At 63.7% G+C, this 14,012-nt stretch carries 12 protein-coding genes; 11 read left to right on the forward strand and 1 reads right to left on the reverse strand.

The genetic code is table 11. The annotated features are described in order from the left end of the window. Positions 1-124: 124 nt before the first annotated feature. The 6 genes from PQT43_RS15935 to PQT43_RS15960 all read left to right on the forward strand — a co-directional run bounded on the left by PQT43_RS15935 (position 125) and on the right by PQT43_RS15960 (position 6,297). Positions 125-898 carry an ABC transporter ATP-binding protein gene (locus PQT43_RS15935; RefSeq protein WP_102862716.1) on the forward strand — a complete coding sequence of 258 codons (774 nt, stop codon included), beginning with the start codon at positions 125-127 and terminating at the stop codon, positions 896-898. Positions 899-911: 13 nt separating this feature from the next. Then, entirely contained in the window at positions 912-1,664 is a 753-nt protein-coding gene (locus PQT43_RS15940; protein ID WP_102882144.1) for an ABC transporter substrate-binding protein, read from the forward strand. Positions 1,665-1,729: 65 nt separating this feature from the next. Beyond that, positions 1,730-2,425, forward strand: a complete 696-nt coding sequence (locus PQT43_RS15945; protein ID WP_016963587.1) for an ABC transporter permease — start codon at positions 1,730-1,732, stop codon at positions 2,423-2,425. Beyond that, positions 2,422-3,111: an ABC transporter permease gene (locus tag PQT43_RS15950; protein WP_267269241.1), complete on the forward strand. Its 690-nt coding sequence runs from the start codon at positions 2,422-2,424 to the stop codon at positions 3,109-3,111. The genes PQT43_RS15945 and PQT43_RS15950 overlap by 4 nt, the downstream gene beginning before the upstream one ends. Positions 3,112-3,159: 48 nt before the next feature. Continuing rightward, positions 3,160-4,371 (forward strand): methyltransferase, encoded by a 1,212-nt coding sequence (locus PQT43_RS15955; protein ID WP_267269240.1) that lies wholly within the window; start codon positions 3,160-3,162, stop codon positions 4,369-4,371. Between the two features lie 294 nt (positions 4,372-4,665). After that, complete coding sequence (locus tag PQT43_RS15960; RefSeq protein ID WP_267269239.1) at positions 4,666-6,297, forward strand: BBE domain-containing protein; 1,632 nt, start codon at positions 4,666-4,668, stop codon at positions 6,295-6,297. Positions 6,298-6,671: 374 nt separating this feature from the next. Here the strand turns inward: PQT43_RS15960 and PQT43_RS15965 are convergent, their stop codons facing one another. After that, positions 6,672-8,255: a peptidase M20 gene (locus PQT43_RS15965; RefSeq protein WP_102862712.1), complete on the reverse strand. Its 1,584-nt coding sequence runs from the start codon at positions 8,253-8,255 to the stop codon at positions 6,672-6,674. 316 nt (positions 8,256-8,571) lie between these two features. Here PQT43_RS15965 and PQT43_RS15970 point away from each other — a divergent pair, with 316 nt between their 5' ends. The 5 genes from PQT43_RS15970 to PQT43_RS15990 all read left to right on the forward strand — a co-directional run bounded on the left by PQT43_RS15970 (position 8,572) and on the right by PQT43_RS15990 (position 13,604). Further along, positions 8,572-9,489, forward strand: coding sequence for a LysR substrate-binding domain-containing protein (locus PQT43_RS15970; protein WP_110651095.1), 918 nt, complete (start codon positions 8,572-8,574; stop codon positions 9,487-9,489). A 149-nt stretch (positions 9,490-9,638) separates the two neighbouring features. Continuing rightward, positions 9,639-10,730, forward strand: a complete 1,092-nt coding sequence (locus tag PQT43_RS15975; RefSeq protein WP_267269238.1) for an ABC transporter ATP-binding protein — start codon at positions 9,639-9,641, stop codon at positions 10,728-10,730. A 91-nt stretch (positions 10,731-10,821) separates the two neighbouring features. After that, positions 10,822-11,934 (forward strand): ABC transporter substrate-binding protein, encoded by a 1,113-nt coding sequence (locus tag PQT43_RS15980; protein WP_123391710.1) that lies wholly within the window; start codon positions 10,822-10,824, stop codon positions 11,932-11,934. Positions 11,935-11,944: 10 nt separating this feature from the next. Next, on the forward strand, positions 11,945-12,781 hold the full coding sequence (locus PQT43_RS15985) for an ABC transporter permease (protein ID WP_102882151.1): 837 nt from the start codon (positions 11,945-11,947) through the stop codon (positions 12,779-12,781). 7 nt (positions 12,782-12,788) lie between these two features. Beyond that, positions 12,789-13,604 carry an ABC transporter permease gene (locus tag PQT43_RS15990; RefSeq protein WP_253084313.1) on the forward strand — a complete coding sequence of 272 codons (816 nt, stop codon included), beginning with the start codon at positions 12,789-12,791 and terminating at the stop codon, positions 13,602-13,604. Positions 13,605-14,012: the final 408 nt, after the last annotated feature.

A 14,012-nucleotide genomic window follows, 5' to 3' on the forward strand; every position in this document is an offset into this window, starting at 1 on the left:
GCCACATACCCTCTATTTACCTCCGGTAGCGCTGTTGGCTGCGATTCGAACCCTATGCTAGCTTGGCGCCTCGCCAGGAAGGCCGCCAACAGCAGGAGCACAATGAACTCTATGAGGACCGCACATGGCTGAGGCCACGCCCGCGCTTGAAATCCGCAACTTGCACAAACGCTACGGCACTCAGGAGGTACTCAAAGGTATCTCGCTGACCGCACGCGACGGTGACGTGATATCGATCCTGGGTTCCTCCGGCTCCGGCAAGTCCACTTTCCTGCGTTGCATCAACCTGCTGGAAAACCCGCACCAGGGCCAGATCCTGGTGGCCGGCGAAGAGCTCAAGCTCAAGGCCGCGAAAAACGGCGAGCTGGTGGCCGCCGACGGCAAGCAGATCAACCGCCTGCGCAGCGAAATCGGGTTCGTCTTCCAGAATTTCAATCTCTGGCCGCACATGAGCGTGCTCGACAACATCATCGAGGCACCGCGCCGGGTGCTGGGCCAGAGCAAGGCCGAGGCCATCGAAGTGGCCGAAGCGCTGCTGGCCAAGGTCGGTATCGCCGACAAACGCCACGCCTACCCGGCCCAGCTGTCTGGCGGCCAGCAGCAACGCGCCGCCATCGCCCGCACCCTGGCGATGCAACCCAAAGTCATCCTGTTCGACGAGCCGACCTCGGCCCTGGACCCGGAAATGGTCCAGGAAGTCCTCAACGTGATCCGCGCCCTGGCCGACGAAGGCCGTACCATGCTGCTGGTCACCCATGAAATGAGCTTTGCCCGCCAGGTCTCCAGTGAAGTGGTATTCCTTCACCAGGGCCTGATCGAAGAGCAGGGATCGCCACAGCAGGTCTTCGAGAACCCGCTTTCGGCACGCTGCAAACAATTCATGTCCAGCAACCGCTAACGGAGCTACACGCATGCAGAGCTATAAGAAGATCCTCCTGGCCGCTGCCGTCACTCTGGCTTTCAGCGCCAGCGCTGCCGCCGAGACCCTGAAAATGGGCATCGAGGCCGCCTACCCACCGTTCAACAACAAGGATGCCAGCGGCCAAGTGGTCGGCTTCGACAAGGACATCGGCGACGCCCTGTGCGCCAAGATGAAAGTCGAATGCACCGTGGTCACTTCCGACTGGGACGGCATCATTCCGGCCCTGAACGCGAAGAAGTTCGACTTCCTGATCTCCTCGCTGTCGATCACCGACGAGCGCAAGCAGGCGGTGGACTTCACCGACCCGTACTACTCCAACAAGCTGCAGTTCATCGCGCCCAAGGCCAAGACCGACTTCAAGACCGACAAGGCCTCGCTCAAGGGCAAGATCATCGGCGCGCAACGGGCGACCCTGGCCGGCACCTGGCTGGAAGACAACCTGGGTGACGACATCACCATCAAGCTCTACGACACCCAGGAAAACGCCTACCTGGACCTGACGTCCGGCCGCCTGGACGCGATCCTGGCCGACAAGTACGTCAACTACGAGTGGCTGAAAAGCGAAGCCGGCAAGCCTTACGAGTTCAAGGGCGACCCGGTTGAAGAAAGCGACAAGATCGGGATTGCCGTACGCAAGAAAGATCCACTGCGCGAGAAGCTGAACGCCGCCCTGAAAGAAATCGTGGCCGACGGCACTTACAAGAAGATCAACGACAAGTACTTCCCGTTCAGCATCTATTGATACTGACTTGCCTGACCGGCGCCTGCCCCCTGGGCGCCGGTCCTTAGCAAAGCCATCCAGACCCCATGAATATCGATCTCTACGGATTCGGCCCGGCGCTCGCCGCCGGTGCGCTGATGACCGTCAAGCTGGCCCTCTCGGCATTGTGCCTGGGACTGGTGCTCGGTCTGCTCGGCGCCTTGGCCAAGACTTCTCCGTACAAGCCGTTGCAATGGCTTGGCGGCGCTTATTCGACCCTGGTGCGCGGCGTTCCCGAGCTGCTCTGGGTCCTGCTCATCTACTTCGGTACGGTCAACCTGATGCGTGCCCTGGGCGAGTTCTTCGGCAACCCCGACCTTGAACTCAATGCCTTCGCCGCCGGGGTGATCGCCCTTGGCCTGTGCTTCGGCGCCTACGCCACTGAAGTGTTCCGCGGCGCGATCCTGGCCATTCCCAAGGGCCACCGCGAGGCCGGCATGGCCCTGGGCCTGTCGAAATGGCGGATCTTCACCCGGCTGATCATGCCGCAGATGTGGCGCATCGCCCTGCCGGGCCTGGGCAACCTGTTCATGATCTTGATGAAGGACACCGCCCTGGTGTCGGTGATCGGCCTGGAAGAAATCATGCGTCACTCGCAGATTGCCGTGACCGTTTCCAAGCAGCCGTTCACCTTCTATATGGTCGCCGCCTTCATGTACCTGGGCCTGACCGTGCTGGCCATGACCGGCATGCACTTCCTGGAAAAACGCGCCGCTCGCGGCTTCGCAAGGAGCGCCCAATGAACTGGGAAGTGATCATCAAATGGCTGCCAAAGCTGGCTCAGGGTGCAACCCTGACCATGGAGCTGGTGGCCATCGCGGTCATCGCCGGCCTGCTGCTGGCGATCCCCCTGGGCATCGCCCGCTCATCACGGCTGTGGTACGTGCGCGCCCTGCCCTACGCCTACATTTTCTTCTTCCGCGGCACACCGCTGCTGGTGCAGCTGTTCCTGGTGTACTACGGGCTGGCGCAGTTCGATGCGGTACGTGAAAGCGCACTGTGGCCTTATCTGCGCGATCCGTTCTGGTGCGCCACTGTGACCATGACCCTGCACACTGCGGCCTACATTGCCGAGATCCTGCGCGGTGCGATCCAGGCCATCCCGCCGGGTGAAATCGAGGCCGCGCGGGCCCTGGGCATGTCCCGACCCAAGGCGCTGTTCTACATCATCCTGCCGCGCGCTGCGCGCATCGGCCTACCGGCCTACAGCAACGAAGTGATCCTGATGCTCAAGGCCAGTGCCCTGGCCAGCACCGTAACCCTGCTGGAACTGACCGGCATGGCACGCACCATCATTGCCCGCACCTACCTGCCGGTGGAGATCTTCTTCGCCGCCGGGCTGTTCTACCTGGTGATGGCCTACGTCCTGGTACGCGGCTTCAAGCTGCTGGAACGCTGGCTGCGAGTCGACGCCTGCCAGGGACGCTGATCTTCCCCCGCTCCCACCAGGGAGCGGGCCTGCCCGGACCCACCGCCCATGCCCTCGATCCTCCAAGGCCCCGCGCTGCTCGATCGCTTCCAGGCCCTGGACGGCTTCCTGCTTGAACACCAGGCGCTCTGGCGCCCGCGCCCGTTCCACCATCTGCAACTGCCGTGGGAAACCGCTCATCCCGAACTGGCCCAGTGGCTACGCCAACGCTCCCTGGAAGACGCCGAAGCCGCCCACAACCAGCCGCAGCAACTCCAGGCACCGGCGCCCTTTGCCCCACTGGCGGAGCAGGCCCGAGCACTCGGCGCGCTGGGCGAACTCCCCATAAAGGCACTGCCCGCGCCTCACCCGCGCCTCAATGTCGACGTGCCCGGGCGCAAATGGCAGCAGATCGAAGCCTTCGCCGCCTGCCTGCAATTCGACCGCGCTCCGACTCACTGGCTCGACTGGTGCTCCGGCAAGGGCCACCTCGGCAGGCGCCTGCTGCAACCCGGGCAGCAACTGACCTGCCTGGAATACGACCCGGCGCTGATCGACAGTGGCGAGCAACTGAGCCGGCACCACGGTTTGCCCGCCCGCCATGTGCAACAGGACGTGCTGGCCGATGACACAGCCCAGCACCTCTGCGCCGAGCACAGTCCGGTGGCCCTGCATGCGTGCGGCGATCTGCATGTGCGCTTGATCCAGCTGGCCAGCCAGCAGGGTTGTCCACAGCTGGCCATTGCCCCGTGCTGCTACAACCGCACCCGCGCCAGCCACTACCGGGGCTTATCCACAGCGGCCCAGGCCTCGCGCCTGGAACTGTCCCTGGAAGACCTGGCCCTGCCCATGAGCGAAACCGTCACCGCCGGCGCCCGGGTCCGGCGCCAGCGCGACCGCTCCATGGCCCGGCGCCTGGCCTTCGACCTGCTGCAACGGCAAGTGCGGGGCCTCGACGAATACCTGCCGACACCCTCGCTGCCCAGCCACTGGCTGGACAAACCCTTCGCCGACTACTGCCGCGACCTGGCCGCCCTCAAGGACTTATCCACAGTTGATTGCCAGGATTGGGTCGCGCTCGAAGCCGCCGGCTGGCAGCGCCTGGCCCAGGTGCGCAATCTGGAACTGCTGCGCGGCCTGTTCCGCCGCCCGCTGGAATTGTGGCTGGCCCTGGATCGCGGACTGTTCCTGCAAGAACAGGGCTATGCCGTGCGCCTCGGCACCTTCTGCGAGGCCCCCTTGACCCCCCGCAATCTGCTCCTGCTGGCAGAACGCCCATAACCTGCCCCTGCACCGGCTCTAGCCGATGCTCGTCGTGCAGCCCCCCTGCGGCCAGTGGCCTTGAAAAACGGACATCGGACACCCCATGGGAAACCCACAACCCATTGAAAGTCGCCGATCAAGCCGGGGGATGTCCGCAACTTCACAAAAGAAAAAAACCAAGCTCAGGACGCCTACTAGTCTCTAAGGCGTGCAGGGCATATGCCGCACTCAAGCCACAGCTCTGGCGCAACTCAAGCGGTCATGTTTCGACAGGAAGTCACCAAGTTCACCATCACTGACAGGGAGTTAACCATGAACATCATCGACCCTCAGGCACACACCTACGAAACCCTGCAAAAGGGTTTCAACTTGCGTTGGCCACCCAGTATCGAACAGGGCGCGAACCGAATTTATGTGTGTACAACACCTGATGAAGTTCTGACGGCAGCCAATACAGCACTGCATGATGGCTATCGCATTACGGTGCGCAGTGGCGGCCACTGCTACGAGGGTTTTGTTTCCAACAAGTTGAGCGGCGAGACACAAAACCTGGCGATTATCGACATCGGTGAAATGAAAGGCCTGAAGTACGACGAGAGCCAAACCATCACTTCTCCCTGGGATAGCCAGAACAAGAAGTATCGTTTCATGGCATTGACCGGCAATCAGAACTGGGACGGCTACCTGTCGCTGTACAAGCAGGCCGGGCGCACCCTTCCTGGCGGCTCATGTTATTCGGTCGGTTTGGGCGGGCACATCAGCGGCGGCGGTTACGGTTTGTTATCGCGCCTTCAGGGCTTGACCGTGGACTGGGTCACCGGCGTCGACATGCTTGTGCCTGTGGAAAACTCACGGCAACTGGAGTTCCGACATGTTCGCGCGGACAGCCCGTCGAACAACGACAAGGCATTGTTCACCGCCTGTTGCGGGGCCGGCGGTGGCAACTTCGGCATCATCATCGGCTACTACTTCGACCAACTCCCCCAAGCCCCGCAACAAGCCTACTGGATTCCCCTGGCCTACCCGTGGAAAGAGCTGATTCCCAACTTCTCGAACTTCCTGAGGGCCTATTGGCAATGGTTTTCGGATAACGACGCCAACGCGACCAGCCTGGTGGAAGGCGTAGGCAACGGCGGCTTGTTCACCCTGCTGAAACTCAACCATGTGGATACCTCCGACCATGTGGTGCTGGCGATCCAGTACACCGGCCCTAATGGCCGGGTCGGCGGCGCCAACGATATCCCGCTCAACGACTTCATCAGCAAGATGAATGCCGCGGCGGGCATCATGCCAACCCTGCATGACGGCTTCATCGCCCCCAACATTGCCCCGCTCAGGCACCCGCTTGCCGGCAGGAAGTTCAAAGGGGCGGTGGCTGAACACACGGCAATGGATTGGCTGTACGTCACTCAAATGATCAACGGCTCGGGCAACAATCAGCGGGGCAAATACAAGTCTGACTATCAGGTCGAACAATTCTCCGAGCAGGCCTGCAAGGCTTTGCTGACGCACTTGACCGAAGCTACGCCAGACAAACGCTTCAGCCAGTCGCTGGTGCAGATCGACTCCTACGGCGGGGCGATCAATAAAAAGGGCATGGGCACCACCGCGGTTCCTCAACGAAACTCACTGCTTAAAGCCCAATACCAGACGTACTGGACCCACGCAGCCGACGACGCGGTGCAAATCGCCTGGATTCGCAACATCTTCACGGCCGTGCACGGCGGCAAGCCAAAGCGCCCTGCCTACGATGGCTGCTACATCAACTACCCCGATGTGGACATGAAGTACACCGCCACCGGCGCGGTAGACCCCGACTGGTTGAACTTGTACTACGGCTGGAATAGCGAACTCATCAACAGACTGTCCAACTTGAAAGCCGCCATCGACCCCAACAACCTGTTTCGTCATGAACTGTCCATCCCGGCCACAAAGGCCGAGTAGGTCGCAGCCTGGCCACCCACCGGCAGCATGACCACAGCCTGCTCGGCTGAGCCTGCGTCGCAGGTTCGATGAGCAGGCTGTGGAGCCGTGCGACAGGCTGTCGCGACCTGTGGATAAGTCTGTTGATGGAATTCTGGTAAAGCCTTGGATTGCATGGCGCTGAAGGACTTTCTCGGGCTGGTCATTTTTTGTTCACAAAATAAAATCCCGAAAAAACAGCCAGTTGCATAAAGATGAGAACGGCTCCACAAATTCGACAGTTCCCGGCCCTGGCAACCCATCCGTTGTGCATAAACACCTGAGCGAACGGGCATAACGCCCCTCGCCCAAGTGCCTTGGAGCGACCTCAGGCAAGGGCCTGATAGCGGCTGCCGCTACTCGTCGGCCCGCGCCGGAATCCACCACTCTTCGCCCCGGGCGGTGCTGATGTACTCCGGCCAACGGAAATCATGGGGCACCTTGAAGTCCTCAGGCAGCAGCGGCGCCTGCCAGCGGCTGCCGCCGATGCCGCCGCCGGTACGCTCGACGAACTCGGCCTTGGCCGCGCTGAGCAACGCCTCGTCGGTCAGCAGGTCGACCAGGGTCGCGGCGATGGTCTTGGCGGCGACCTCGATCATCGGGTCGATGGTCTGGCGAATGCCGCCCAGGGCGTTGGACACCCAGTCCGGATAGACCGTGCCCGGCGGCGCGCTGAGCATCGGCCGGGCCACCAGCAGGCGCACGGTCGGGCAGTGCCAGGTGTATTCCGGGTAGTCGTCGGAGGTCAGGTAGTTCTGCCAGGCCGGCATTTGCAGGCGCATCTGGCGTTCGCATTCCTGGGGCTCGATCAAGGCTTCGGTGGCCGGCAGGAAGGGCTTGTCCATGGCTTCAAGGCCGAGGTTGCGCTGGATCTCGCGAGCGATTTCCCGGGCCTCTTCGTCCCACTGCGGGGCCCCTACTGCCGCCAGGTTGTCGTAGGTGGCCTGGGCCATGACGTGGTTGGGCAGGCCGCCCCGGGACTTGCAGACCCAGGTCTTTTTCCAGCGACAACCGGTGGCCATGGCCGCCGCCGCAGCGTTGTTGTCCATGACCTGGGAGATGGTTTCGGCCTGCTCGATGGAGTCGCAACGCAGCAGGTACTGGATCTGCGACAGGTGCGGCGGCAGGTTGTCAGCGGTGGCCTGGCCGGCGGTGAGAATCGCCTCGTTGTAGCTCCACAGGCCGGTGAACGGCAGGGTCGAGCGACGCAGACTTTCGTTGAGGGTGTAGAAATGCACCAGGGCATCGTTGGCCCCCGGCGCTCGGGCCGCCAGATGATTCTGCGGAATCGGGCTGTAACGATCGGCGGCGATCCAGTTCTGCGGGTCCTCGCAGGTGAAGCTGTAGATGTAGGCGTAGGCAATGCCGCAGTGCGTGTCCCAGGTGGTGGTGTTGTTCAGCGGCAGCATGTAGGTGGGGTGGAAGCTGATGGCCGCGTCGAGGTCGTCGTAATAGCCCTTGGCGGCGTGGACCGGCTTGGAGGCGCGGAGTTTTTCCGCCGGCTCGCCGAAGAACCTGATGCTGCCCTGCAGGCCGAATTCCACCATGGTCGCCTTGGCCGCCAGGGCCCCGCCGAGGGCGCTGATGCCCAGGGCCGAATGCGGGTCGGTGTGCCCCGGCGCAAAGCGCGACAGGCCATCGCGCGGCTGCTTGCGGGTGGTGGCCGCCTGGCAGTTGCCGGGCACCGCATCGTACTCGCCGTAGGTGGCCAGCAGCGGGCCCTGGCCCTGGGTGAAGGTGGCGCAGAAGGCCGTGGGCATGCCGCCGCTGCCGCGCTCGACGGTGAAGCCCTCGGCCTCCAGCAGTTCGACATACCAGGCACAGGACTTGTATTCACGGAACGCCGGCTCGGCGTAATGCCAGATGATCTGGTGCCAGTCCGACAGTTGCTGGCGGTGGCGCTCAACCCAATCGAGAGCGAATGCTTTGTAGCGGGACATGCGCGGCACTCCTGGTTATCCAGGTTCCGGCCGGCCGCTGCCCGGACGCCTCGGCACCCGTGCAAGACCTGCAGGACCTCTTGTTGTTATAGGGATGGTCCGGTCGGTTGCGGCCCGGATCGAGGTCCAGTATTGGTGAAGCGGCTGCGACATCAATCGAATTTTTTCGCCAGCAATGTCAAAGAAAATTGACCAGTTCGGCGCCGTCGCGGCCCATACTGCGACGCGGCCGGCCCCTCCTCGGGGTCCTGCCTGGGCAGCACCCAGGTACCGGCCGGGCCCCTTCGAAGACAGGTTTCCTTGACCCGGAGTTTGCATGCGCTATCCCTCGATCACTGCCCTGCGCGCCCTCGACGCCGTGGCCCGGCTCGGTAGCGTGACCGCCGCCGCCCAGCAACTGAGCCTGACCCGCAGCGCCATCAGCCACCAGATCATCAGCCTGGAACAGAGCCTGGGTTTTGCCCTCACCGAACGGGTCGGGCGCGGCATCGGCCTGACCTACCAGGGCGAGTGCTACGCCCGGGAAGTGCGGCGCATCCTCGCGGACATCCAGGACGCCGGACGGCGCTTCGACGGCCAGGCGGTGTCGGGCAAATTGCGCATCAGCTGCAACCCGGGCTTTGCCAGTTTCTGGCTGTGCAACCACATCAACGGCTTCCTGCGCCAATACCCCCAGGTGCAGCTGCAAGTGGTCAGCCCTCGTGCCCAGGACGACACCAGCGACGCCGAGGCCGACCTGTTCATCGCCTATGGCATCGGCGACTGGCCGGGGCTGCTGGTGGAGCAGATCGTCACCCTGCGCTTTTCACCGGTGTGCAGTCCGCGCCTGATCAACGCCATCGGCGGTTTGAAGAGCCCGCTGGACCTCAAGGACTTTCCGTTGATCCACATGAGCGACAGCAGCGACTGGCGGGTCTGGCTGGCGGCCGCCGGTGCCAGTCAGGTCAACCCCGACCGTGGCATCACCTTCTCCGACGCCCATTGCGCGCAGTCCGCCTGCATCGCCGCCCAGGGCGTGGCCATCGGCGACAACCTGCTCAGCGGCGACGCCCTGGCCCGGGGGCTGCTGGTGCGCCCGTTCGACATCAGCATCAGCGCCCTGCGCGGTTATTTCCTGGTGATCGATCCGGCCAAGGCCGAACGGCCGGCGGTCCAGGCGTTCAGCGACTGGCTGAAAAACCAGCTGCTGGTCAGTGCCCAAAGCATCAGCGACAACCCGCTGAGCGAGCCGTGAAGGCCGGGTCGAATGGGAAATTTCACTCACCAATGAGGCAAAAATTATTCCATTGATGTGGCGTTGCTTTTCACAATAATGAGTTCACCACCTGCTGCACACACAATAAAAACTCAATCGTGCAGGTGGGTTTCCGGGAGATCTCTGTAGTGTCCAGCAGCCCCTCGACTCAACTCAGCGCCCAAGGAATCAGCCAGTATTACGGCAACTTCACTGCCCTGGACGGCATCGATCTGGACGTTCGCCAAGGCGAATTCCTCACCCTGCTGGGCCCCTCCGGCTCAGGCAAGACCACCCTGTTGATGATCCTCGCGGGCTTTCTCAGCCCCAGCGCCGGCAAGCTGCTGGAGCGTGGCGTCGACATCAGCCGGCGCCCGGCGGAAAAACGCAACTACGGCATGGTGTTCCAGGGCTACGCCCTGTTCCCGCACATGAGCGTGGCCGACAACGTCGCCTACCCGCTGCGCATTCGTGGGGTGAAGGCCGAGGAGCGCCAGCGCCGGGTCAAGCACATCCTCGAGGTGGTGGGCCTGGGGGCTCACCTGAACAAGAAGCCATCCGAGCTTTCCGGTGGTCAGCAACAGCGCGTGGCCATTGCCCGGGCCCTGGTGTTCGAACCGGACATGTTGCTGCTGGACGAGCCGCTGTCGGCCCTGGACAAGAACCTGCGCGAGCAACTGCAGACCGAGCTGCAGCGCATTCACCGCCAGGTCGGCACCAGCTTCGTCTTCGTCACCCACGACCAGGGTGAAGCCCTGGCCCTGTCGACCCGCATCGCCATCTTCAACCAGGGGCGGCTGGCACAGATCGACACCCCGGAAACCATCTACGACCGGCCGAAAAACCGCTTCGTCGCCGAGTTCCTCGGCAAGATGAACCTGTTCCCGCTACAGGGCCTTTCCCGCAACGGCGGCCAGGCCAGCGGTCGCTTTGGCGACAGCCCGCTGCACGCCACCACGACCGGGGACATCAGCAACCAGCCGCAGTTGCTGGCGGTGCGTCCGGAACACATGACCCTGCACACCGAGCGCCCGCAAGCCGGCGAACACAACGTGCTGCCCGCCTGCCTTGGCGAGCGGGTCTACCAGGGTTCCAGCACCCACCTGGCGCTGAACATCAGCCCGGAACTGGCACCGGTCAACCTCTCGGTGCCCGGCGATCACCCCGGCGCCCGCTTGCCCAGCGGCACCCCGGTGTGGCTGAGCTGGCCGGTGCGCCACAGCTTCCTGCTGGAAGCCTGAGCCGACCACGCTCGCTGTCGAGCGTTTGCGTAGAAAGCCAATCACACTATCGGCCGGCGCCTGGCGCATCGGCCTCGCGAGGACTTGCCCCATGAGCCAGCACCATCAACGCGACTGCATCGAAATCCTCATCGAAAAAGCCCGCGGCGGGCAGGTCAGCCGCCGCACCTTTATCCAGGCCATGGGCCTGCTGGCCGCGGTGCCCCTGGCGCTGCGCAGTGGCATCAGTTGGGCGGCGGACAAACCGCTGGTGGTGGTCAACTGGGGCGGCGATGCGCTCAACGCCTTCCGCAGCGCCTGGACCGACAGCTTCACCCAGAGCACCGGCATCCCGGTGCGCATCGACGGCGCCGGCCCCACCGAAGGGGCGATCCGCTCACAGCTGGCCAGCGGCCGGCCGAGCTGGGACGTGGTGGATGTGGACAGCTACAGCGCCATGACCCTGGGCCGCGACAAGGTCCTCCAGCCCCTGGACTACAGCGTGGTGCAACGGGATCTGGTGGCCCCGGAGCTGTCCCACGAACACGGCGTCGCCGGCTACCTGTTCAGCTACGTGATCGCCTGGGACAGCCAGAAATACGGCAACAACGGCCCCAAGAACTGGGCCGATTTCTGGAACGTGGAGCAATTCCCCGGCAAGCGCACCCTCTACAAGTGGATGAACGGCATGCTCGAAGCCGCGCTGCTGGCCGACGGCGTGGCCGCTGACCAGCTGTACCCGCTGGACGTGCCTCGGGCCTTGCGCAAGATCGATGAGCTCAAGCCCCACGTCCTGTCGTTCTGGGGCTCGGGCGCCGAAAGCCAGCAGCTGATGATCGAAGGCGAAGCCTCCATGGGCGCCATCTGGCACACCCGCGCCACCCTGCTCCACGAGGACAGCGAGGGCCGCATCCAGTGGGGCTTCGACCATGCCTTCCTCAACGCCAGCAGTTGGGGCGTGCTCAAGGACAACCCGGCAGGCGCCGCGCCGGCCATGCAGTTCATCCAGCACGCCTTGCAGCCCGCCGGGCAGCTGAAGCTGTTCGAAGCCCTGGGCAATGGCCCGTCCAACGCCGCCACCCAGCAGTTGATGAGCGCCGAACAGCGGGAGATCAACTGCGCCTCCGAAGCCAACATGAAGAAGCAGATCTTCCTCAACACCCAGTGGTACGCCGACCACTACTCCAGCACCCTGGAGCAGTACCTGACCCACCTGTCCAAGTGAGCCGTCGACCATGAGTGCAACCCGAACCGCACGCCTGGAACGCAGCCTGCTGCTGTTTCCCCTGCCGTTGCTGCTGGTGGTGTTCTACCTGCTGCCGTTCTTCGGCGTGGTGAGCTGGAGCTTCACCCTGCCCGAGCCCGGGATCGAGCAATACCAGCGCATTGCCACGGACCCGGCGATCCACGACATGCTCCTGCGCACCTTGCGCCTGTGCCTGACCGTGAGCCTTCTGGCCCTGGTGATCGGCTACCTGCTGGCCTATTGCTGGGTGTTCAGCCCGCCGTTCTGGCAGCGCATGGTGGAGATCTGCGTGTTCATCCCGTTCTGGATCTCGGTGCTGGTGCGGGCCTTCGGCTGGCTGATCGCCCTACGCAGCAATGGCGTGGTCAACGACAGCCTGCTGTCCCTGGGCTGGATCGATCATCCGTTGCAGCTGACCCGCAACGAGCTGGGGGTGGTGATCGGCATGCTGCACTTCATGATCCCCTATGCGCTGTTCCCGCTGCTGTCGAGCATGCGCCAGCTGGATCAACGGGTGCTGCTGGCCTCCCGCGGACTGGGGGCCGGCGCGCTGCGGACCTTCTGGCAAGTGCTGCTGCCCCAGACTCTGCCAGGGCTGCTGGGGGCCTTCATCATGGTCTTCGTGTTCTGCCTGGGCTTCTTCATCACCCCGGTGCTGCTGGGCGGCGGGCAGACGGTGATGATCGCCGAGTACGTGTTCCTGCAGATGTTCCAGACCAGCAACTGGGGCCTGGGCGCGGCCCTGAGCCTGGTGCTGCTGACCCTGGTCAGCGCGCTGATCTGGCTGCTGCTGCGCATCACCCGTGTCAATCGACTGGTGGGTTGAGGTCACTATGAATACACATCGCACTGCCCTGAGTACCCGCTTGATCGCCGTGATCGCCATGGCCTTCATGCTGTTCCCGCTGCTGACGGTGATCCCGGTGTCGTTCACCGCCAAGCGCTACCTGTCGATGCCGGACGGCAACTGGTCGCTGCGCCACTACGAGGCTCTGCTGAGCAACCCCGACTGGCTGTCGAGCATCGGCCAGAGCCTGGCCATTGCCAGCGCCACCAGCCTGATCGCCACCGTGCTGGCGGTGAGCTTCAGCCTCGGCATCTGGTACCTGCGCTCGCGCCTGGCGACCTTGCTGATCGGTCTGGTGCTGCTGCCCATGGCCATTCCGCCGGTGATCTCCGCGCTGGTGCTGTATTTCATGGAAACCAACCTGGGGCGCATCGCCCCGGGCTGGGGCTACGACACCCTGCCCGGGGTGGTGATCGCCCACGTGGTGATGGTGGTGCCCTACGGCGTGGTGACCATGCTGGTGGCCCTGAGCCAGGTGGACCGGCGCATCGAGCTGGCCTCGCGCAACCTGGGAGCGAGCCTGATGCAGACCACCTTCCTGGTGATGCTGCCCAACCTCAAGCTGGGGATCTTCTCCACCGCGCTGCTGAGCTTTGCCCTGTCCTGGGAGGAGGTGGCGGTGACCCTGTTCATCACCAGCGTCGACGTCAACACCCTGCCGCGGCGGATCTGGAGCGGCCTGCGGGACAACGTCGACCCCAGCGTGGCGGCGATCTCGGTGCTGCTGATCGGCCTGACCCTGCTGGTGCTCATGGGCCGCCTGGCCTTGCAGTACGCCGCCCAGCGCCGCGCCCGCTCCTGACAGACCCCTGTGGCGAGGGAGCTTGCTCGCTCGCCCCCCCTTCTTTCGCGCTCGTGACTAATCGCCTTCTAGCTGACCGACGTCATGCCTCGCCCCCCGCGTTTTATCCGATAGTGCGCAGCTCGCTCCAACGGCCTGCCCGGGCTCTTCTAGACTCGATGGGTGGTCGTATTCGGAACCGAACGGGTCGCTTTCGTGCGGTTCAATCAGAGGCAGCGTGTCAAGCTGCCCTTTATGCCCTGAACAGGTGCGGCAACGACCGCACCGGGTACAACAAGATACCCATTCAGGGTGCATGGCCAACGGCCTGAAACGCCGCGCTACCGTGACGTGGCAACCAGCGCCGCAGCCGACACTTTCGGACAGCCGACAACCACCAGGTTCGTCCGTGACCGTGAGGAATTGCTG

The sequence above is a fragment of the Pseudomonas sp. BLCC-B112 genome (assembly GCF_028550695.1).
Lineage (GTDB): Bacteria > Pseudomonadota > Gammaproteobacteria > Pseudomonadales > Pseudomonadaceae > Aquipseudomonas > Aquipseudomonas danubii.